This window comes from Sphingopyxis sp. HIX, assembly GCF_001468285.1.
Taxonomy (GTDB): domain Bacteria; phylum Pseudomonadota; class Alphaproteobacteria; order Sphingomonadales; family Sphingomonadaceae; genus Sphingopyxis.
Genome location: NZ_LNSB01000042.1, coordinates 12,396 through 32,368, shown reverse-complemented (window position 1 = coordinate 32,368; position 19,973 = coordinate 12,396). Strand labels below are relative to the sequence as shown.

General features: G+C 67.9%; 18 protein-coding genes. 8 read left to right on the top strand and 10 right to left on the bottom strand.

Annotation, left to right across the window (positions count from 1 at the left end; genetic code table 11):
• Positions 1 to 4 precede the first annotated feature (4 nt).
• From ATE62_RS17925 to ATE62_RS17915, 3 genes are read right to left on the bottom strand one after another with little or no spacing between them, the layout of a single operon-like run.
• A complete protein-coding gene (locus ATE62_RS17925) occupies positions 5 to 2,173 on the bottom strand; it encodes an RNA degradosome polyphosphate kinase (RefSeq protein ID WP_058808965.1) in 2,169 nt (722 codons plus the stop codon).
• Positions 2,164 to 2,817: an HdaA/DnaA family protein gene (locus ATE62_RS17920; RefSeq protein ID WP_058808964.1), complete on the bottom strand. Its 654-nt coding sequence runs from the start codon at positions 2,815 to 2,817 to the stop codon at positions 2,164 to 2,166. The genes ATE62_RS17925 and ATE62_RS17920 overlap by 10 nt, the downstream gene beginning before the upstream one ends.
• Positions 2,817 to 4,085 (bottom strand): hypothetical protein, encoded by a 1,269-nt coding sequence (locus ATE62_RS17915; protein ID WP_058808963.1) that lies wholly within the window; start codon positions 4,083 to 4,085, stop codon positions 2,817 to 2,819. Before ATE62_RS17915 ends, ATE62_RS17920 begins: the two co-directional genes overlap by 1 nt.
• An 85-nt stretch (positions 4,086 to 4,170) precedes the next feature.
• Here ATE62_RS17915 and purM point away from each other — a divergent pair, with 85 nt between their 5' ends.
• The 4 genes from purM (at position 4,171) to ATE62_RS17895 (ending at position 7,398) form a co-directional block, all read left to right on the top strand.
• On the top strand, positions 4,171 to 5,289 hold the full coding sequence (purM, locus tag ATE62_RS17910) for a phosphoribosylformylglycinamidine cyclo-ligase (RefSeq protein ID WP_058808962.1): 1,119 nt from the start codon (positions 4,171 to 4,173) through the stop codon (positions 5,287 to 5,289).
• A complete protein-coding gene (purN, locus tag ATE62_RS17905) occupies positions 5,282 to 6,232 on the top strand; it encodes a phosphoribosylglycinamide formyltransferase (protein WP_058808961.1) in 951 nt (316 codons plus the stop codon). The genes purM and purN overlap by 8 nt, the downstream gene beginning before the upstream one ends.
• A gap of 2 nt (positions 6,233 to 6,234) precedes the next feature.
• Complete coding sequence (locus tag ATE62_RS17900) at positions 6,235 to 6,864, top strand: hypothetical protein (protein ID WP_058808960.1); 630 nt, start codon at positions 6,235 to 6,237, stop codon at positions 6,862 to 6,864.
• A gap of 135 nt (positions 6,865 to 6,999) precedes the next feature.
• Positions 7,000 to 7,398, top strand: coding sequence for a hypothetical protein (locus ATE62_RS17895; protein ID WP_058808959.1), 399 nt, complete (start codon positions 7,000 to 7,002; stop codon positions 7,396 to 7,398).
• 54 nt (positions 7,399 to 7,452) lie between these two features.
• On the opposite strand, the gene ndk is transcribed toward ATE62_RS17895, so the two are convergent.
• The 4 genes from ndk to ATE62_RS17875 form a co-directional block, all read right to left on the bottom strand.
• Positions 7,453 to 7,875: a nucleoside-diphosphate kinase gene (gene ndk, locus ATE62_RS17890; protein ID WP_058808958.1), complete on the bottom strand. Its 423-nt coding sequence runs from the start codon at positions 7,873 to 7,875 to the stop codon at positions 7,453 to 7,455.
• Between the two features lie 99 nt (positions 7,876 to 7,974).
• On the bottom strand, positions 7,975 to 8,496 hold the full coding sequence (locus tag ATE62_RS17885; protein WP_058808957.1) for a GAD domain-containing protein: 522 nt from the start codon (positions 8,494 to 8,496) through the stop codon (positions 7,975 to 7,977).
• Between the two features lie 72 nt (positions 8,497 to 8,568).
• On the bottom strand, positions 8,569 to 9,018 hold the full coding sequence (locus ATE62_RS17880; protein ID WP_058808956.1) for a DNA polymerase III subunit chi: 450 nt from the start codon (positions 9,016 to 9,018) through the stop codon (positions 8,569 to 8,571).
• A 127-nt stretch (positions 9,019 to 9,145) separates the two neighbouring features.
• On the bottom strand, positions 9,146 to 10,588 hold the full coding sequence (locus ATE62_RS17875) for a leucyl aminopeptidase (RefSeq protein WP_058808955.1): 1,443 nt from the start codon (positions 10,586 to 10,588) through the stop codon (positions 9,146 to 9,148).
• A 130-nt stretch (positions 10,589 to 10,718) separates the two neighbouring features.
• Between ATE62_RS17875 and ATE62_RS17870 the strand changes: the two genes are divergently transcribed.
• The 4 genes from ATE62_RS17870 to rsmA all read left to right on the top strand — a co-directional run bounded on the left by ATE62_RS17870 (position 10,719) and on the right by rsmA (position 16,346).
• Positions 10,719 to 13,016, top strand: a complete 2,298-nt coding sequence (locus tag ATE62_RS17870) for an LPS-assembly protein LptD (protein ID WP_058808954.1) — start codon at positions 10,719 to 10,721, stop codon at positions 13,014 to 13,016.
• A 146-nt stretch (positions 13,017 to 13,162) separates the two neighbouring features.
• Positions 13,163 to 14,503 (top strand): peptidylprolyl isomerase, encoded by a 1,341-nt coding sequence (locus tag ATE62_RS17865; RefSeq protein WP_058808953.1) that lies wholly within the window; start codon positions 13,163 to 13,165, stop codon positions 14,501 to 14,503.
• Complete coding sequence (pdxA, locus tag ATE62_RS17860; RefSeq protein WP_058808952.1) at positions 14,503 to 15,522, top strand: 4-hydroxythreonine-4-phosphate dehydrogenase PdxA; 1,020 nt, start codon at positions 14,503 to 14,505, stop codon at positions 15,520 to 15,522. Before ATE62_RS17865 ends, pdxA begins: the two co-directional genes overlap by 1 nt.
• The gene (gene rsmA / locus ATE62_RS17855) at positions 15,519 to 16,346 is read left to right on the top strand and encodes a 16S rRNA (adenine(1518)-N(6)/adenine(1519)-N(6))-dimethyltransferase RsmA (RefSeq protein ID WP_058808951.1); all 828 of its coding nucleotides are present in this window, start codon (positions 15,519 to 15,521) and stop codon (positions 16,344 to 16,346) included. The genes pdxA and rsmA overlap by 4 nt, the downstream gene beginning before the upstream one ends.
• Before the next feature lie 169 nt (positions 16,347 to 16,515).
• Here the strand turns inward: rsmA and ATE62_RS17850 are convergent, their stop codons facing one another.
• From ATE62_RS17850 to guaB, 3 genes are all read right to left on the bottom strand, one after another.
• Entirely contained in the window at positions 16,516 to 17,070 is a 555-nt protein-coding gene (locus ATE62_RS17850) for a tetratricopeptide repeat protein (protein WP_231736310.1), read from the bottom strand.
• On the bottom strand, positions 17,064 to 18,254 hold the full coding sequence (locus ATE62_RS17845; RefSeq protein ID WP_058808950.1) for an RsmB/NOP family class I SAM-dependent RNA methyltransferase: 1,191 nt from the start codon (positions 18,252 to 18,254) through the stop codon (positions 17,064 to 17,066). The genes ATE62_RS17850 and ATE62_RS17845 overlap by 7 nt, the downstream gene beginning before the upstream one ends.
• 163 nt (positions 18,255 to 18,417) lie before the next feature.
• Positions 18,418 to 19,875 (bottom strand): IMP dehydrogenase, encoded by a 1,458-nt coding sequence (gene guaB, locus ATE62_RS17840; protein ID WP_058808949.1) that lies wholly within the window; start codon positions 19,873 to 19,875, stop codon positions 18,418 to 18,420.
• Between the last annotated feature and the right edge of the window lie 98 nt (positions 19,876 to 19,973).

Below are 19,973 nucleotides of genomic sequence, written 5' to 3'. Positions count from 1 at the left end.
GGGGTCAATCTTCGCGCATATCGAGGATGAGCGTCGGCACGTCCTGACGCTGGCTGAGCGTCGTGCCGCGGCCCGAGAGCGACGGGTTGGTCATGAAATAATGGTGCAAGTTAAAGGGCTTGTCGTCCGGAGTTAAGCGCACGTAGGTGCCGTCGGGCTGGAGCACCCAGCTTTGTTCATTGTCGATGAGGTTCGCGACGAGCACCTGGTCCAATATCTGGTCGTGCACCGTCGGATTTTCGATCGGGATCATATATTCGACGCGGCGGTCGAAGTTGCGCGGCATCCAGTCGGCGCTGGAGATATAGAGCTTCGCATTGCGGCCCGGCAGCGCCGCGCCATTGGCGAAGGCCCAGACGCGGCTGTGCTCGAGGAAGCGCCCGACGACCGACTTGACGCGGATCGTCGCCGACAGCCCGGGCACGCCGGGGCGCAGGCAGCAGATGCCGCGCACCACGAGTTCGATCGGCACCCCCGCGGCGCTCGCCTCGTAGAGCTTGTCGATGATGTCGGGGTCGACGAGGCTGTTCATCTTGGCCCAGACCCCCGAGGGCAGCCCGGCGCGCGCCGCCGCGGTCTCAGCATCGATCAATTCGCTCAAATGTTTGCGCATGTTGAGCGGCGACATGGTAATCATGTCGAGCCGTTCGGGTTCGACATAGCCGGTGATGTAATTGAACAACTGCGCCGCATCGCGCCCCGCGCGCGGGTCGGCGGTGAAGAAGCTCAGATCGGTGTAGATGCGCGCGGTGACCGGGTGATAATTGCCGGTGCCGAAGTGGCAATAGGTCTTGTACCCCTGCCCTTCGCGACGCACGACCATCGAGATCTTGGCGTGGGTCTTCCACTCGATGAAGCCGTAGACGACCTGCACCCCGGCGCGTTCGAGCTGGTTCGCCCAGAGCAGATTCTGCTCCTCGTCGAAACGCGCCTTGAGCTCGACGACCGCGGTGACCGACTTGCCCGCCTCGGCGGCCTCGATCAGCGCGCGGATCACCGGCGACTGGTTGCCCGCACGGTAGAGCGTCTGCTTGATCGCGACGACGTCGGGATCGGCGGCGGCCTGGCGCAGGAAGGAGAGCACGACGTCGAAGCTCTCATAGGGATGGTGGACGAGGATGTCCTTCGAGCGGATCGCCGCAAAACAGTCGCCGCCATGCTCGCGGATACGTTCGGGGAAACGCGCCGAGAAGGCCGGAAATTTGAGGTCGGGGCGGTCGACGTCGACCAGCGCCGAGAGCGCCGCGAGCCCGACGAAGCCGTCGATCTTGGCGACGATCGCCTCATGCCCCTGGATGTCGTCGCCGAGCACCGCGGCGAGTTCGCCGGGCATGTCGGCGGCGAGTTCGAGCAGGATGACGCGCCCGCGGCGGCGGCGGCGGATCGCGGTGCGGAACAGGCGCACGAGATCCTCGGCCTCTTCCTCGAGCTCGATGTCGCTGTCGCGGATGATGCGGAACACCCCGCGCGAGCGGATGCGATAGCCGGGGAACAAGGTGTCGCCGAACAACTCGATCAGATATTCGATCGGCACGAAGGCCGAGGGCTCGGCGGGCACCGCGACGAAGCGCGCGAGCGACGGCGGAATCATCACCAGTTCGCGAATCGTCTCGCCCGTCGCCTTGCGTTCGAGATCGAAGATCACCCCGAGGCCGCGGTTGGGGATGAAGGGAAAGGGATGCGCCGGATCGAGCACCTGCGGGGTGAGGATCGGGAAGATCTGGTCGATGAAATATTGGCGGAGCGCGGTGCGCAGCTTGTTCGCGTCGGAGCCGGGGCCGTGGACGACGATCCCCTGTTCGCCGAGCAGGCGGTGCAGCCGCTGCCACTCGCTCTGCTGCTGGTCGACGAGGCGGTTCACCTCGGCCTCGATCTCGGCGAGCTGCTGGCCGGGCGAGCGGCCGTCGGCGCTGGGATCGTCGATCCCCTGCAGTTGCTGGCCCTTGAGGCCCGCGACGCGGACCATGAAGAATTCGTCGAGGTTGCTGCCCGAGATCGACAGGAAACGCAGCCGTTCGAGCAGCGGGTGCGCGGGGTTGCGCGCCTCCTCCATCACCCGCCGGTTGAAGGCGAGCCAGCTGAGTTCGCGGTTGAAAAAGCGTTCGGGGCCGAAATCGGACCCCGCCGTGTCGGCATCATTGTCGGCGCGAAGAGGTCCACCGGCTATCGACATATCGTTCCATCCTGCCTTTCGAGGAGATCGGGATCGATCAGCCCCTGTGACAGTAATGTTTCACGCGTGAGACGAACGCCGATGGCGCGGCCGCGTTCGAGCGAAGCCTCGTCGAGCGCGGCGACGATGCTGTGGATCATCTTATAGCTGCGCTCCATGCGCGGCACGATATAGGAGGCGACGCCCGGCGCGAGCGCGATGCCGCGCTGCGCGAAGAGCGCCTCGATCAGGTCCCGCGCGAGGCAGTCGTCGGGCGCGCCGATCGTGAGCACCGGCACCGCGGCGAGCCGCGAGCGGAGGTCGGGAAGCGCGATGTCCCATTCGGCGGGCGTCGCGTCGGCGATGATCAGCAAGGGCGTGCCGCTGGCCTGCGCGGCGTTCCAGGCGTGGAAAATCTCTTCTTCGGAGACGCCGTCGTGCCCGTCGATCACGCGCCCGCCGGTTTCGCGCGCGAAAAGGCGGCCGATCAGGCTGCGCCCCGAGCCCGTCGGGCCGGTGAGAACCGCGGTGCGCACGGGCCAGGTCGCGACGTGGCGGAGATAGCGTACCGCATCGGCGTTGCTGGTGCCGACGATCAGCGGGCCGTCGTTGCTGCCCCCCGCGCTCCAGTCGAGCGGGAGCGCGATCTGTCCGGTGCGCGCCATCAGCGGCTGATCCGCAGCGTGCTCCCGCCCGCCTGCACCTTGTAGCCGCGCGCTTCGAGCGCCGCCTTGAGTGCGGCAAGATCGCCGCGGAAGGTCACGCGCATCACCGAGGTACCGCCGAGCGCGAGGCTGGAGGTCGCGGCCGACTGGACGCCGGCGATGGCGCCGACGTTGCGTTCGGTCGCCGACACCGATTCGACGTCGGGCGAGCTGTACTGGACGGTGAAGCTCTGCGCGCCCGCGACGGGCGCGGTCGACACGCTGTTGTCGATTTCGGTCGGCAGCGCGTCGGCGCTTTCGGCGACCTCGGGCAGCTCCTCGACCGCGACCGGCTTTTCGAGCACGAGATAGGTGTCGGTGCGCAGCACCCCGGCGGCGAGCGCGTCGGTGTAGAGGCGGTCCATGCGCGCAACCGCCTTTTCCATCATGTCGGGCAGCGCGGCGGGGCTGGGCCCGGTCATGGTGAAGCCGCCGATCAGCTTGTTGTCGGGGCCGAAGCGCGCGGTGAAATGGCCGGTGATCGGCCCGCCGGGATAGCTGTATTCGACGCGCGCGATCGGCACGAGCACGTCGGCGGCGCCATATTGGTCGAGGATCACGCGCCACCAGACGCGGCCGCGTCGGCCGACCTGCCCCGAATTGAGCAGCAAGGTATCGGCGCCGGTGCCCGCGGTGCGGACATAGTCGATCGCGCTCTGCCCCGTATTATATTCGGCCCAGGCGCGCTGCCAGGCGCTGCGCTGTTCGAACACCTGCTGCATGCCGTCGATCGAATAGACGGGGATGACGAGCAAGGGCGGCGAGCGCAGGGTGCGGCCGCTGACGCCCAGGATCTGCCCCGCGCGGACGCGGTCGAACTGGACGCCGAGCTTTGCGACATAGCGACGCGGGCCGATCTGTTCTTCCTCGACGACGATCGCGGTGACGATGCCGTCGAGCACCGAATCGCCGAGCGCCGGGCCATCGGAGCCATTGGTCGCACGGTAGAGCTGGGCCCAGCCCTTGCGCTGCGCCTCGCGCCAGCCCTTGCTGCGCGCGTCGTCGGCATTGTCGCCGGTGACGTCGACCAATATGCCGCTGGTCAGGAAGTCGCCGCTGCTGTTGATCGGGGTGATGCCGCGGTTGCCGCGGCCGATCTGTCCCTGCACCACCCCGACGACGAGCGCGAGCGCGAGCAGCGCCAGAAGCGCGGCAATCCGCCGGTCGCGGCCAAACAGGCGGGCGAGGTCGAAGCGGGGAGCGAAACGGGAGGGCGCGGCCGAAATCATCACTTCTCTATGCTCTGCCCCGAACCCGCGTCGGGGACAAGGAAATCATGGCATTTGCCGGCTGGAACCGTTAGTCGCGCGTGCCATGGATTCCAAGCAGAACAAGTCGGACGGGCAAGCCGCCGCATACACTTATGCCCAGGCCGGGGTTTCGATCGACGCCGGCAATGCGCTGGTCCGTGCCATCGCCCCGCTGGCGCGTGCGACGCGCCGTCCGGGCGCCGATGCCGACCTCGGCGGATTCGGCGGCTTTTTCGATCTGAAGGCGGCGGGGTTCAGCGATCCCCTGCTCGTCGCGGCGAACGACGGCGTGGGCACCAAGCTCAAGCTCGCGATCGAATCGGGCAAGCACGCCGGGGTCGGGATCGACCTGGTCGCGATGTGCGTGAACGACCTGATCGTCCAGGGCGCCGAGCCGCTCTTCTTCCTCGACTATTATGCCACCGGCAAGCTCGACAACGCGGTCGCGACCGCGGTCGTCGCGAGCATCGCCGAGGGGTGCAAGCAGGCCGGATGCGCGCTGATCGGCGGCGAAACCGCCGAAATGCCGGGCATGTACAGCGAGGGCGACTACGACCTCGCGGGTTTCTGCGTCGGCGCGGTCGAGCGCCACGAAGTGCTGACCGCCGACAAGGTCGCCGCGGGCGACGTCATCCTGGGGCTCGCCTCGTCGGGGGTGCATTCGAACGGCTTTTCGCTCGTGCGCCGGCTCGCGGCGGACAAGGGGTGGAAGCTCGACCGCCCTGCCCTGTTCGACCAGGACGTGCTGCTGATCGAGGCGCTGATGGCGCCGACGCGCATCTATGTGAAGAGCCTGCTGCCGCTGGTGAAGACCGGCAAGGTCCACGCGCTGGCGCATATCACCGGCGGCGGGCTGCTCGAGAATATCCCGCGGATTCTGCCCGCCGACCTGCACGCCTTCGTCGATGCCGATGCATGGGAGCAGCCGCGGCTGATGGCCTTCCTGCAGGCGCAGGGGAATATCGAGCCCGAGGAAATGGCGCGCACCTTCAATTGCGGGATCGGCATGGCGGTGGTCGTGGCGGAAGCCGACGTCGCCGATGTCCGCGCGGCGCTGGAAGCCGCGGGCGAAACGGTGTTCCGGATCGGCCATATCGGCGACGGGCCGAAGGGCTGCACGGTCAGCGGCGGGGCCGAGACGTGGAGCGCGATGGGCGCGTGGAGCGCCACGCATAATGGCTAAGGCGCGCGTCGCCGTGCTGATCTCGGGCGCCGGGACCAATATGGCGGCGCTGCTCTATGCCGCGAAGGCCGCGGACTGCCCCTATGAGCTGGTGCTCGTCGCGAGCAACGATCCCGACGCGCCGGGGCTCGCGATCGCCGATGCCGAAGGCGTTGCGACGTGGAGCCAATCGCACAAGGGCCTCGGCCGCGAGGCCTTCGACGCACTGGTCGATGCGCAATTGCGCGAGGCGGGCGCCGAGTTCGTCGCGCTCGCGGGCTATATGCGCATATTGAGCGACGCGTTCGTCGCGCGCTGGGCCGGCCGGATGGTCAACATCCATCCCAGCCTGCTGCCGCTCTACAAGGGGCTCAACACCCACCAACAGGCCATCGACGCAGGGGACACATTCGGCGGGTGCAGCGTGCATATCGTGACCGTCGGGGTCGACGACGGGCCGGTGCTCGCACAGACGCCGGTGGCGATCGTACCCGGCGATACGGTCGAGAGCCTCGCGGCGCGGGTGCGTTTTGCCGAGCATCAGCTCTATCCCGCGGCCCTCGCCGCCTTCGTCATGCGCGAACGTTCGCCCGATTATCTGCGCAGCCGGGTGCGCGAGCTCGCGCTGGCGCTGCCCGAGGCCGACGAGGTGACCTCGCACGGCATGCCCTGCTTCGGGATCGTGAAAGGCAAGAAATTCGCCTATTTCACCGAGGATCACCACGGCGACGGCAAGATCGCGCTGCTGGTCAAGATCAGCGGCGCCGACGAGCAGGCCGCCTTGATCGAGATGGACGAGGAGCGCTATTATCGCCCCGCCTATTTCGGCGACGGCTGGGTCGGCATCCGCCTCGACCTCGGCGATACCGACTGGGACGCGATCGGCGAGTGGCTGCGCAAGAGCTGGCTCGCAGTGGCGCCGAAGAAGCTGGCGGGGCTGATGGGGGTCGCAGAGGAGTTTTGACGATGCGGTTGTTCGCGGCGCTGTCGATGTTTTTGCTCGCGGGCTGCGGTATCGCCGTTTCGGACAAGCCGATGCTGACCGCCGCCGACACCGCGGGCGCGCCGCAATTCGCCGACGGCGTATGGCTGATGCCCGAATTCGACGAGGAGGTGGACTGCGCAGTCGACGTCACCAAACCTGTGTCGGCTTGGCCCGACTGCGCGACCTGGGCGCTGCACAAGGATGGCCAGTGGTTCGCGCGCCAAGGCAATAGCGGGATCGCGACCAAGGCGGTGCCGCGCGACGCGGTGGTTGTCTCCAACGGCGACATCGCGATCGTCCAGCTCGAATCCGAACCCGGCGAGGACGGGACGGTCGATCCGACGCCCTTCACTTTTATCGCCTTCGACAACAAGCCCGCCGCGACCGCGCCGCTGCGCACGCTCGGCTTCTGGATGGTGATGTGCGGAAAATATGAACCCGTGGAGGGCGCCGCCGAGGATGAAGCGGACAAATTGGTCCGCTTTCCCGGCTTCGACGAGAAGTGCCGGCCCGAATCGGTGCAGGTGCTGCGCGACGCCGCCGCGGCGAGCCGCCCCGCCGCGGATCACGCGATGCCGACGTTCGGCTGGGCCCGCACCGCGCTCGACTGACGGCGGCCCGCGCTTCAGCGCGTCGCCTCGGGCTTCAGAAAGCGCGGCCTTGATCGAGATGGACGAGCACCGCTATTGTCGCCCCGCCTACTTCGGTGATGGCTCGGTCGGCATCCGGCTTGCGGAGGAGTTTTGATGGTCGCGATTTCGTCGCACGAGATTATTGCCCAACAATTCCGCGATCAGTTCACCGAAATCGATGGGCAATATTATTTCTCGATTTCGGACATCGATTGGATGCTGCCCGTCGACGAAGATATTCCGTGGAAGAAGGAAAAATTATTCCACAGGATCTATGGCTTGATGCGTATCGTCATATGGGCGCTGGCGGGCGGAATGGGACTCTACGTAATTTTTAGTCAGAAATGGTCGTCGCTCTTGATTCTGATCCCCTTTTTCATCGCCGGGACATTTGCCCATGTGATGGCATTTGCCCTACCCAACCTCGACCTTTCGCGCCGCTTGCTTGCGCTCAGCAAGCAGCCCGATGAGGTCAGGTCGCGGCTTTTGGTCCGCAAGCCAGAGACCGCGTAAAAAAGGCCGCCGGATTACTCCGGCGGCCTCTTCTGTTTCGCTATCCCGAGGGGATCAGCCGACGATTTCTTCGGGCTTGAAGAAATAGGCGATTTCGATCGCCGCATTTTCGTCGCTGTCGCTGCCGTGCACGGTGTTCGCCTCGATGCTCTCGGCCAGTTCCTTGCGGATCGTGCCGGGCTCGGCGTTGGCGGGGTTGGTCGCGCCCATGATGTCGCGGTTGCGCTGCATCGCGTCTTCGCCCTCGAGGACCTGGACGACGACCGGGCCGCTGATCATGAATTCGACGAGTTCGCCGAAGAAGGGGCGTTCCTTGTGGACCGCGTAGAAACCCTCGGCCTGTTCGCGGCTCATGTGGATGCGCTTCGACGCGACGACGCGCAGGCCGGCGTCTTCCAGCATCTTGGTGACGGCGCCCGTGATGTTGCGGCGGGTGGCGTCGGGCTTGATGATCGAAAAGGTGCGGGTGACCGCCATGGGAAAGCTCCTGCTTTGGTGTGTTCTATCTGCGCGCGCCTCTAGCCGCGCTTTCGCCGCACCGCAAGGCAGGATGGGCAGCCGCGTCCCGCGCCGGGATCAGCCGCCGCCGTAGGTCACCGCGCCGGTGACCGTGCCGCCCTCCTGCGTCGCGGTGACATGGACGCCGTTCTTGCCCTCGCCGGTCTTTTCGGCACCGAACATCAGCGTGTCGCCGGCGCTGACCTCGCTCGTGATCTTCATGCCCGCGCCTTCGGCCTGCTTGCGGAAATGCGCGATGACGTCGGCGGCCTTGCCCTCGACCTCGAAGCTCGCGAGGCCGCTGGCACCGTCCTTGCCCGTTGTCGCCATGCCGCCGGTCATCTTCGACCCCGGATAGGGAGTGAAGCCCGCGGGCAGCTTGGCCGCCGCGCCGCCGCCGAAGCTCATCTCGCCGTCGGCGGTCTTGATGCTGACCTTGCCCTCGTCGCCGTCGGCGCTCGTGGTCACCTTGTAATCGGCGGTCTCGCCGGTGTCGGGGTCGGTATAGCTGCCGCTCGCGACCTCCTTCTCCGACGGCGAGCCGCAGGCGGCGAGGAAAAGCGCGGTGGCGGCGAGAAGGATCGACGGGCCTTTGGTCATGACAAGCTCCTGTTGCTGTTCGCTCATTTCCTAACCGGGTGGGCGCGCGGGCGAGGTGACCGGGGTCACAGCCTAGGGCCCCTCGCTCCAGCGGCCATTTTCGTCCTGTTTCCAGAAGCGGTTGTCGACGTCGTCGCGCGCCGCGAGGGCGCGCCAGAGCGCGCGGGCGTCGTCGATGCGGCTGTTGTCGAAGAAGAGGAAGGTGCGTTCGAAGCCCAGCGCTTCCTCGCGCCATTCGCCGTCGGCGAGCGCGAGATGCGTCGCGCGATTGGGCGGCGCCGCGGCGAGCGTGCCCGCGATGAGGATCGGCTCGATCTCCTCGTCGGGCGAGCCCGCGGCGCCGTGCGGCAGGAAGCTCGCCGGCTGGAGTGTCCACAGCGCCTCGTCGATCGCCTGGCGCTGCATCGCGGGGCCCGCGACGACGAGCAGCCGGTCGCCGTTGGCGAGGATGCGCGTCGCGACCGCGGGCAGCACGCGCTCCACCGGGTCGCGGGTCAGGCGGTAGAAGTCGACGCGGGGCATCGCTGCTACGTCGCCCCCGCGCAGGCGGGGGCCGCCGGCGGTTTACGCGACGACGAGGGATTCAACCCTCCAGCGGCCCCCGCCTTCGCGGGGGCGACGTGGATATTGAATGACGAGCCTAGCGGCATCACCCCTCGAAATTATCGGCGATGAAGCGGTCGAGCAGACGCACGCCGTAACCGGTCGCGCCCTTGGCATAGACCGGGCCTTCCTTGTCGTGCCACGCCATGCCCGCGATATCGAGATGCGCCCATTTGACGCCTTCGTCGACGAAGCGCTTGATGAACTGCGCGGCGGTGATCGAGCCGCCCTCGCGCGGACCGACATTCTTCATATCGGCGATCGGGCTGTCGATCAGCTTGTCGTAGGCCGCCGACAGCGGGAAGCGCCAGAGCTTGTTGTTCGACGCCTCGCCCGCGGCGATCAGCTGGTCGGCGAGGCCGTCGTCATTGGCGAAGATGCCGGCATATTCGTGGCCGAGCGAGATCACCATCGCGCCGGTCAGCGTCGCGAGATCGACGATCACCGAGGGTTCGTAGATCTTCTGCGTCCAGGTCACCGCATCGCAGAGCACGAGGCGGCCCTCGGCGTCGGTGTTGAGCACCTCGACCGTCTGGCCCGACATGGTGGTGACGATGTCGCCGGGGCGCATCGCATTGCCGTCGGGCATATTCTCGACCAGCCCGACGATGCCGACGACATTGGCCTTGGCCTTGCGCCCCGCGATCGCCTTCATCGCGCCCGCGACGGCGCCCGCGCCGCCCATGTCCCATTTCATCATGTCCATGCCCGCGGCGGGCTTGATGCTGATGCCGCCGGTGTCGAAGGTCACGCCCTTGCCGACGAAGGCAACAGGTTTCTGACCAGCTTCGCCGCCGTTCCAGCGCATCGCGAGCAGCCGCGGCGGGCGCGTCGAGCCCTGCGCGACGCCGAGCAGCGCGCCCATGCCGAGCGCCTTCATCTGGCGCTCGTCGAGCACCTCGAGTTCGACACCGAGGTCGGCGAGATGCTGGCAGCGCTCGACGAAGCTCTCGGGGTAGAGGATGTTCGGCGGCTCGGCGACGAGCGTCTGCGTGAAGGCCACACCATCCGCGATCGCCTGCGCCTCGGCCCAGCCCGCGGGCGTGCCGTGCGGCGAGGCGATCACCACCGTCTGGAGGCTGGGCTTCGCATTGTCGGCGAGGCGCGTGCGATAGGTGTCGAGGCGCCAGCCCCGCAACAGCGCGCCGGTCGCGAAAGCGAGCACATCCTGCGCATCGCTGTCGTCCGCGCTTGCGAAATCGACGTGCACCGTCGTGACGCCGCTGGTCTGGAGCTTCGCGGTCAGCGCCGCGCCGCCGCGTTCGAGATCCTGGACCGAGCCTTCGCCGATACCGACGAGCAGCAGCCGCTTCGCTTTGTCGCCGTCGATCGCCGCGGTTTCGGCGACCGCGCCCGCGGCGCCGTCGAAGCGCGCCTGCGTCGCGGCGGCGCCGAGCAGCGCGCCGAGCGCGGCGGCACCGCCCTTGCGGACGGGGAAAGCGACGACGTCGGCAGACGCATCGATTTGCGCGACAAACTGAATGTCCATCTTTTGACTCTCTTATGCGATGATTGATTGGAACGTGGCGGACCGATAGGGGTTTCGCTTGCGAGTTGCAAAAACAAAGCGGGGGGTCCAAGCGGGCTCCAGGCTCCAGGATGTGGGACAAAGGGTTTAGATGACGGGGACTTTGTTCCAGGGGAGCAACCGGCCGCTGTGGTTCGCGACCGCCAGCGCGCTGGCGCTGGTCGCGGTACCCGCCGCCGCGCAGACCGGTGCCGAGCCCCCCGTGGTGCTCGCGCCGCAGGGCGAACCCAGCCTCCAGACCCCCGACGTCTCGACCGCCCCCGGCGACGCGCCGAAGGTCGCGGGCGACCAGCAGGTCGGCTTTGCCGCCGACAATCTCAATTACGACAGCGACACCGAGATCGTCGTCGCCGAGGGCAATGTGCAGATGAATCGCGACGCGATCCAGATGCGCGCGAACAAGGTGACGTGGAACCGCAAGACCGGCGAGGTCGTCGCCGAGGGCGACGTCGCGATCGCCAATCCCGAGGGCGACACGGCTTACGGCGAGCGCATCGTGCTGACCGACAGCCTGCGCGACGGGGTGGTCGAGGACATGCTGGTCGTCCTCGACAACGGCTCGCGCCTCGCGGCCGTCAAGGGCACGCGCTTCGACAACGGCAATATCGAGCTCGAAAACGCCGCTTACACCCCCTGCCCCGTCGTCGACGACGAGGGCTGCCCCAAGAACCCGAGCTGGCAGATCCGCGCGGTGCGCGTGATGTACGACAAGGCGAAGAACAAGGTGCGCTACAAGGGCGCGCGCGTCGAAATCTTCGGCCTGCCGCTGATCCCGCTGCCGGGGCTGAGCCATCCGCTGAACAACGAGCCGAGCAGCGGCATCCTCGTTCCGGAGGTACGCTACGACCGCACCAACGGGCTCGAAATTGCGGTGCCCTATTATCTGCGCATCGCGCCCGACCGCGACCTGACGATCACCCCGCATCTCTACACCGGCGCGGCGCCGATGATCGAGGGCGAATTCCGCGCGCTGACCGACATCGGGTCGTTCCGCATCAACGGCTATGGCACCTACAGCTCGGTCGTCCCGCTCAACAGCCCGAACACCGCCGGCGAGAATGATTTCCGCGGCTATCTGGAAAGCGCGGGCAAGTTCCAGCTGAGCCCGCGCTGGAGCGTCACCTATTCGGGACGCATCGCCAGCGACCGCACCTTCCTGCGCCGTTACGACATCACCCGCGACGACCGGCTGCGCTCGACCTTCGAGGTCGAACGGATCGGGGGCCAGAGCTATCTGTCGATCGCCGGCTGGGCGACGCAGACCTTGCGCGCGGGCGACAAGCAGGGGCAGCAGCCGATCGCGCTGCCGATCCTCGACTATCGCCAGCGGCTGACCGACCCGGTGTTCGGCGGCCAGTTCGAGCTGCAGGTCAACACGCTCGCGATCGGCCGCACCGCGGGACAGGACACGCAGCGCGCCTTTGCGGGGGTGCGCTGGGACCTGCGCCGCCTCACCTCGCTGGGGCAGGAAGTCACCTTCACCGCGATGGTGCGCGGCGACGTCTATCACAGCGACGAAAATCTACTGACCGCCATCCCGGGCTATCGCGGCAAGTCGGGCTGGGAAGGCCGCGGCATCGCCGCCGCCGCGGTCGACATGCGCTGGCCCTTCGTCGGCGAATTCGCGGGGGGCACGCAGACGCTGACCCCGCGCGTGCAGTTCGTCGCGACGCCGCAGATCAAGAATCTCGACATCCCGAACGAGGACAGCCGCGCCTTCGACCTCGAGGACAGCAACCTCTTCGCGATCAATCGCTTCAGCGGCTACGACCGCTTCGAGGACGGCGCGCGCGTCACTTATGGCGTCGAGTGGAATTACAGCCGCCCGGGGTTCAACATCAACAGCATCGTCGGGCAGAGCTATCGCCTGTCGGACAAGCCCAGCCTGTTCCCCGACGGCACCGGGCTCACCGACCGCACCTCCGACATCGTCGGGCGCACCACCGTCGCCTACAAGGATTTCCTGCGGCTGACGCACCGCTTCCGCCTCGACAAGGACAGCCTGGCGGTACGCCGCAACGAGTTCGATGCGACGATCGGCAGCCGCTCGACCTATGCCGTGCTCGGCTATTCGCGGCTCAACCGCGACATCGCGCTGTTCGGCGAGGATCTGCAGGACCGCGAGGAGGTGCGCGCCGGCGGCCGGATCGCAGTGGCGAAGAGCTGGTCGATCTTCGGCTCGGCGATCGTCGACCTGACCAGCAAGAACGACGATCCGCTGAGCCTCTCCGACGGATTCGAGCCGATCCGCCACCGGCTGGGCGTCGCATATGACGACGATTGCCTGTCGATCGCGCTGACCTGGCGCCGCGACTATATCGACACCGGCGACGCGCGGCGCGGCAACAGCTTCTCGTTCCGCGTGGCGTTCCGCAACCTCGGCTTCTGACGGGAACTTCCCGTCCCGCTCAGCTTGCGTTCAGCGTCGGGCATCCAGTATAGCGGCCGTTATGATGTGCAGAGGCGCGTTTGCGCTGGACCATGGGGCGTCTCCGCTGATACGGAGCGGGCCGGAACCTTCTTTATAGGGTGAAAATGACCAAAATTTCGACCTTGATCGGCTTCGCCGCCGTTGCCGCCGTTGGCGTGACCCCGGTGCTGGCGCAGACCGTTCCCGACAGCGACGTGCCGACCACCGCGCTCAACATCCCGGGCAATGTCCAGATCTACGGCGATGCGAAGGCGAATGTCTATCGCCCGTCGGCGACGGTGAACGGCGAAATCATCACCGCGACCGACATCGAGCAGCGCATGGCGCTGATCCGCGTCGCCAATGGCGACGCCGAACTGCCCCCCGAGCAGATCCAGGCGCTGCGCCAGCAGGTGTTCAGCAACCTGATCGACGAGAAGTTGCAGATCCAGGAGGCCAAGGCGGCCGAGATCGAGGTCGACGAGAATGTCGTCAACGACCAGTTCGCGCGGCTCGCGGCGCGCTTCAAGCAGACGCCCGACCAGTTCACCGCCTACCTGGCGTCGAAGGGCTCTTCCGCCGCCGCGGTGAAGCAGCAGATCCGCGGCGAATTCGCCTGGGACCGCCTGCTCCAGCGCAACATCCAGTCGACCACCAACGTGTCGAAGGAAGAGGTCGACATCATCTACAAGCGGACGATGGAGGCCAAGGGCCAGGACGAATTCCACATCGCCGAAATCTATCTGACCGCGACCCCCGAAACGATCCAGTCGGTCGCCGAAAATGCGCAGAAGATCGTCCAGGCGCTGCAGGCCGGCGGCAGCTTCGCCGCCTATGCGCGCCAGTTTTCCGAAGCCTCGACCGCGGTCGTCGGCGGCGACCTCGGCTGGGTGAAGGCCGGGCAGCTGCCGGACACCATGGCCGACGCGGCGCGGCAGATGCAGCCCGGCCAGCTCGTCGGACCGGTCGAGGTTCCCGGCGGCGTGTCGATCATGCTGATGGTCGACCGGCGCCAGGTGCTGACCGCCGACCCGCGCGACGCGGTGCTGAGCCTCAAGCAGATCTCGCTCGATTTCGCCCCCGGCACCAGCGAGGCCAAGGCTTCCGAGCTCGCCGGCCAGTTCGCCGAAGCGACGCGCAGCATCGCCGGTTGCGGCGGCGCCGACGCGGTCGCGCAGAGCCTGGGCGCGACGGTCGTCTCGCGCGACGGCATCCAGATGCGCCAGCTGCCCCCGCCGCTGCAGTCGACGCTCGTCAACCTGCAGGTCGGCCAGACCACCCAGCCCTTCGGTGCCGCGAACGAGGGCGTCAGCGTCCTCGTGCTGTGCGGCCGCGACCTGCCGAGCACGGCCTCCGAGCCCAATCTCGAGGAAATCGAGAACCGCCTGCTCGAGGAAAAGGTGCAGAAGCGCGCCCAGCGCTATCTGCGCGACTTGCGCCGGGACGCGGTGATCGACTTCAGCTGATGCCGGGCAGTATGAACCCGCGCCCGATCGCGGTCACCCTCGGTGACCCGGCCGGGGTCGGGCCCGAAGTGACCGCGCGCGCCTGGGCGGCGCGGCACGAAAACGCCCTGCCGCCCTTCGTTGCGGTCGGCGATATCGCGTCGATCGCTGCGGTGTGGCCCGGGCCTACGCAACGCGTCGGCGACATCGCCGAGGTCGCGCCGGCCTTTGGCGATGCGCTACCCGTCTGGCATCTGGAAGACAGCGGTCCGGTCGTGCCCGGATCGCCGACCAAGGCGGGCGCGACCTGCGCGCTCCATTCGCTCGAAACCGGCATCGGGCTCGCGCGCACGCAGGCCGTCGGGGCGCTGGTCACCGGGCCGGTGTCGAAGGCGCAGCTCTATGGCGTCGGCTATACGCACCCGGGGCAGACCGAATTCATCGCCGAGCGCTGCGGCGTGACCGCGACCAATGCGGTGATGATGCTCGCGGGGCCGAAGCTGCGCGTCGTGCCGCTGACGGTGCATGTCCCGCTCGCCGAGGTGCCCGAGCGGCTGACCAGCGAGCTGATCGTCGCCAAGGGCCGCATCGTCGCGCGCGCGCTGAAGCGCGATTTCGGCATCGCAACGCCGCTGCTGGCGGTCGCGGGGCTCAATCCGCATGCGGGCGAGAGCGGCGAGATGGGCGACGAGGAACTCCGCATCATCCGCCCTGCGGTCGAGCAATTGCTGGCCGACGGCATTGCGGTCGAAGGCCCGATGGCGGCCGACAGCCTGTTCGCACCGCATGTGCGTGCGCGCTACGACGCCTTGCTCTGCGGCTACCACGACCAGGCGCTGGCGCCGTTCAAGGCGCTGCATTTCGACGACGGCGTCAACCTGACGCTGGGCCTGCCGATCGTGCGCACGTCGGCCGACCATGGCACCGCGTTCAACATCGCGGGCACCGGCGTCGCCGATCCGGGCCCGACGATCGCCGCGATCCGCATGGCGGCCGAGCTTGCCGCGATGCGCGAGCGCAGCTGCGCGCCTGCTGCGTGACCAACCCGGTCCTGCCGCCGCTCCGCGAGACCGTGCGCACGCACGGGCTGCAGGCGAGCAAGGCGCTGGGGCAGAATTTCCTGTTCGACGAGCAGCTTCTCGATCGCATCGCGGCGCTGCCCGGCGATCTGGAGGGCGCGGCGGTGTTCGAGGTCGGGCCGGGCCCCGGCGGGCTGACGCGCGCGCTGCTCCGCGCGGGGGCGAAGGTGATCGCGGTCGAGCGCGACGACCGCTGCCTGCCCTTGCTCGGCGAGCTCAGCGACGCGTTCGGCGGGCGGCTGACGGTGATCGCCGACGATGCGATGGCGATCGACGCCGACGCGCTTGCCGGCGGGCCCTACCATATCGTCGCCAACCTGCCCTATAATGTCGGCACCGCGTTGTTCACGCGCTGGCTGGAGCCCGCGGAATGGCCGCCCTTGTGGTCGTCGCTGACCCTGATGTTCCAGCTCGAGGTCGCCGAACGCATCGTCGCGAAGGTCGATACGCCGGCTTATGGGCGGCTCGCCGTGCTGGCGCAGTGGCGCTCGAATGCCAGGATCGCGATGAAGGTCCACCGCTCGGCCTTTACCCCGCCGCCCAAGGTGATGTCGGCGATCGTCCATGTGACGCCGGCGGAGCAGCCCGAGGGGGTAAAACCGCGGATCCTGTCGAAGCTGACCGAACACGGCTTCGGCCAGCGGCGCAAGATGCTGCGGCAGAGTTTGAAGGGCATGCCGGGCGCGATCGAAGCGCTGGAGGCGTGCGGCATCGAGCCGACGCGGCGCGCGGAGACGGTGAGCGTGGCCGAATGGGTGGCGCTGGCGCGGGTGCTGAGCCGGTAACGCACCTCACCCGTAAAGCCGTCCCATAAATCCCGTTCGTGTCGAGCGTAGTCGAGACACCCGAAAGCGTTGCGCGTCCCAAGCGTGTCTCGACTACGCTCGACACGAACGGAAATAGAGGATGGTCTAAGATCCGCTCGCAAAGCCCCGCATCGGCGGGGGCGACGGTTTAGTTCTGGCTGGTGGTCACCACGGTCTTCGGAATCAGCGCTTCCGCCGCGACGACCTTCTTCTCGGCACTGGTATTGATCGTCTTTTCGAGCGCGGCGACCTGCGGGCATTTTTCGGCGCAGACGCGCTTCGCCTCGGCGAGCTTTTCGCGGGCGAGTTCGAGCGCGCCCTTGTCGGCGAGCGCCTCGCCCTGCCCCGTCAGCGCGACGATGTCGTTGGGTTCGAGGATCAGCGCCTCGCGGTAGAGGCCGATCGCCTTGCCCGGCAGGCCCTGCGCGCGCGCGACCTGCGCCAGCGCGACGATCGCGCTGCGGTTGCGCGGATCGGCGGCGAGCGCCGCCTCATAGGCGTCGATCGCGCCGTCGAGATCGCCCGCGCCCTGCGCCTTCACGCCCGCCTGCTGGAGCGCGATCGAGACCGGCAATATGTCGTTGTCGGCGCGCTGCGCGTCGGAGGCCGTGGGCAGGCTGGCAAGGACAAGACCGGCACCGAGGGCCAGGAAACTGACGCGCATCGCATTCTCCCATCGCTTCATCGCCGGCGAAGCTAACATGGCGCGGTCAATCGGGCGAGGAAAAATCCGTCGCAGCGGTCATGCGCCGGGGTGAGCAGAAAACCGCCGCCCGCGGCGCGTCCGATGCCTGCAGGAACCACATCGGCGTCGGCGGTCCAGCCGGGATTGCGGGTCAGAAATTCGTCCACCTGGGCGCGCCCCTCGCGTGCGATGATCGAGCAGGTGGCATAGAGCAATTTGCCGCCGGGCGCCACCAGATCGGCTCCGAGACCCAGGAGCTTCGCCTGGTCGGCGAGATGGCGTTCGAGCCGCGCGGGGGTGAGCCGCCAGCGCAATTCGGGGCTGCGCCTCCAGGTTCCGCTACCCGAACATGGCGCGTCGACGAAGACGCGGTCGGCCTTGCCCATATGGTCGGCGAGCATCGTTGGTTCCTGCCCCGGGTTGAGCAGGCGCGTCTCGATGCGCGTGGCGCCCGCGCGTTCGGCGCGCGGTGCCAGTTGCTGGAGCCGCGCGCGGTTGGTGTCGCAGGCGAGGATATCGGCGGCGCCCTCGGTGAGCGAGGCGATGGCGAGCGTCTTGCCGCCCGCCCCGGCGCACAGGTCGACGATGGTCTGGCCCGGCGCCGCATCCAGCGCCGCGGACGCATATTGGCTCGCGGCGTCCTGCACCTCGAAGGCGCCGTCGGCGTAGGCGGGATGCTGGATCGCCGCGGTTTCGGGGGGCAAGCGCCAGCCGTCGTCGGCGCCCGCGATTGGCTCGCCATCGGGGAAGAGTCCCGCGAGGTCGTCGCGGGTCGCTTTCAGACGGTTCGCGCGAAGGTCGAGCGGCGCGCGGGCGAGCATCGCTTCGGCTTCGTCGGCGCCGACGAGCGGGTCGAAGAGGTCGACGAGCGCTTGCGCGGCAAGGCCGGTTTCGGCGCGCGGCTCGTCGGGGGCGATCGGGACGGGGCCATAGGCGCTGCCGTCGAAGAGCGCAGCGAGACCGGGATCGGCGTCGGCGAGCACGAGCATCGCTGCGCGGCCCGAGGCCGGGGCCGAGCGCACCGCGCGGATCGCGTCATAGACATGCGCGCGGATCGCGCGGCGGTCCTTCGACCCCGCATAGCGCCGCGCGCGCATCGCCTCGGCAAAGATGGCGTCGGCGGGCGCCCCGCCCTCGCGCGCCGCGGCGGCGACGATATCGAGGATTTCGATCGCGGCCTGGATGCGGGCGGCGGGGGTCATGCGATGAAGCCCCTCCCCTTTAGGGGAGGGGTTGGGGTGGGGGCTGTCGAGGTTGCGCAAGGCCGCTGCCCCCCACCCGCTGCGACTAGGCAGCAAGCTGCCAAGTCTCGCTGCCCTTCCCTGAAGGGTAGGGCTTTGGAGGAGGTCGCCCGAAACATGCGCCTCAGCCCACCGGATAGTTCGGCGCCTCGCGGGTGATCGCGACGTCGTGGACATGGCTTTCGCGCAGCCCCGCGTTGGTGATGCGCACGAATTTGGCGCGCTCGCGCAGGTCCCCCAGCGTGCGGCTGCCGGTATAGCCCATCGCCGCCTTCACCCCGCCGACGAGTTGGTGGATCACGTCCTTCGCCGGGCCCTTGAACGGGACCTGGCCCTCGATCCCCTCGGGGACCAGCTTCATCTGGTCCTTGATGTCCTGCTGGAAATAGCGGTCGGCCGAGCCGCGCGCCATCGCGCCGACGCTGCCCATGCCGCGATAGCTTTTGTACGTCCGGCCCTGAAACAGGAAGGTTTCGCCCGGCGCTTCGGCGGTGCCGGCGAGGAGCGAGCCGACCATGACGCTCGACGCGCCCGCCGCGAGTGCCTTGGCGATATCGCCCGAGGTGCGGAGGCCGCCGTCGGCGATCACCGGCACGCCGAGCTTCGACGCCGCCTCGACGCTGTCGAGGATCGCGGTGAGCTGCGGCACGCCGACGCCCGCGACGACGCGCGTGGTGCAGATCGAGCCCGGCCCGATGCCGACCTTCACGCCGTCGGCGCCCGCGTCGATCAGCGCCTTGGTCGCGTCGCCGGTCGCGACATTGCCCGCGAGCACCTGGACGCGGTTCGAGAGCTTCTTGATCCGTTCGACGGTGGCGCCGACGCCCTTGCTGTGGCCGTGCGCGGTGTCGACGACGATCAGGTCGCATTCGGCCTCGAGCAAAGCCTCGGCGCGTTCGATGCCGCTGTCGCCCGTGTTGGTCGCCGCCGCGACGCGCAGGCGGCCGCTGGCGTCCTTGGTGGCGTCGGGGAAATTGACCGCCTTTTCCATGTCCTTGACGGTGATCAGCCCGATGCAGCGATAATCGTCGTCGACCACGAGCAATTTCTCGATCCGGCGCTGGTGGAGCAATTTGCGCGCCTCGTCCTGCCCGACCCCGGGGCGCACGGTCGCGAGATTCTCGGCGGTCATCAGCTCGCGCACCGGCTGGCCCGGGTTGTCGGCGAAGCGCACGTCGCGGTGGGTCAGGATGCCGACCAACTTGCCGCCGGTCTCGACCACCGGAATGCCCGAGATGCGGTGCTGGTCCATCAGCGCGGTGGCATAGGACAGCGGCGCGTCGGGGGTGATGGTGATCGGGTTGACGATCATCCCGCTTTCGTAGCGCTTGACCTGGCGCACCGCCGCGGCCTGTTCCTCGATCGTGAGGTTACGGTGGAGCACGCCGATGCCGCCGATCTGCGCCATCAGGATCGCCATGTCGGCCTCGGTCACCGTGTCCATCGCCGAGGAGAGGATCGGGATGTTGAGCGTGATGTCGCTGGTCAGCTGCGTCTGCAGATTGGCGTCCGACGGCAGGATGTCCGACGCGCCGGGCACCAGCAGCACGTCGTCGAAGGTCAGGCCGGTGATGATTTCCATGGGGTGCCACTTTCTGCTCTTGGCGGCGCCTGGCTCCCTCGAAAGGTGCGGCACACGCGATTCGTTTGGTGGCGGCCCATGTAACCAGTCGGCGCCGC

Coding starts and splice junctions, on each gene's coding strand:
- ATE62_RS17925 (WP_058808965.1), bottom strand. CDS start 2,173: ATGTCGATAGCCGGTGGACCTCTTCGCGCCGACAATGATGCCGACACG.
- ATE62_RS17920 (WP_058808964.1), bottom strand. CDS start 2,817: ATGGCGCGCACCGGACAGATCGCGCTCCCGCTCGACTGGAGCGCGGGG.
- ATE62_RS17915 (WP_058808963.1), bottom strand. CDS start 4,085: ATGATTTCGGCCGCGCCCTCCCGTTTCGCTCCCCGCTTCGACCTCGCC.
- purM (WP_058808962.1), top strand. CDS start 4,171: ATGGATTCCAAGCAGAACAAGTCGGACGGGCAAGCCGCCGCATACACT.
- purN (WP_058808961.1), top strand. CDS start 5,282: ATGGCTAAGGCGCGCGTCGCCGTGCTGATCTCGGGCGCCGGGACCAAT.
- ATE62_RS17900 (WP_058808960.1), top strand. CDS start 6,235: ATGCGGTTGTTCGCGGCGCTGTCGATGTTTTTGCTCGCGGGCTGCGGT.
- ATE62_RS17895 (WP_058808959.1), top strand. CDS start 7,000: ATGGTCGCGATTTCGTCGCACGAGATTATTGCCCAACAATTCCGCGAT.
- ndk (WP_058808958.1), bottom strand. CDS start 7,875: ATGGCGGTCACCCGCACCTTTTCGATCATCAAGCCCGACGCCACCCGC.
- ATE62_RS17885 (WP_058808957.1), bottom strand. CDS start 8,496: ATGACCAAAGGCCCGTCGATCCTTCTCGCCGCCACCGCGCTTTTCCTC.
- ATE62_RS17880 (WP_058808956.1), bottom strand. CDS start 9,018: ATGCCCCGCGTCGACTTCTACCGCCTGACCCGCGACCCGGTGGAGCGC.
- ATE62_RS17875 (WP_058808955.1), bottom strand. CDS start 10,588: ATGGACATTCAGTTTGTCGCGCAAATCGATGCGTCTGCCGACGTCGTC.
- ATE62_RS17870 (WP_058808954.1), top strand. CDS start 10,719: ATGACGGGGACTTTGTTCCAGGGGAGCAACCGGCCGCTGTGGTTCGCG.
- ATE62_RS17865 (WP_058808953.1), top strand. CDS start 13,163: ATGACCAAAATTTCGACCTTGATCGGCTTCGCCGCCGTTGCCGCCGTT.
- pdxA (WP_058808952.1), top strand. CDS start 14,503: ATGCCGGGCAGTATGAACCCGCGCCCGATCGCGGTCACCCTCGGTGAC.
- ATE62_RS17850 (WP_231736310.1), bottom strand. CDS start 17,070: ATGTTAGCTTCGCCGGCGATGAAGCGATGGGAGAATGCGATGCGCGTC.
- ATE62_RS17845 (WP_058808950.1), bottom strand. CDS start 18,254: ATGACCCCCGCCGCCCGCATCCAGGCCGCGATCGAAATCCTCGATATC.
- guaB (WP_058808949.1), bottom strand. CDS start 19,875: ATGGAAATCATCACCGGCCTGACCTTCGACGACGTGCTGCTGGTGCCC.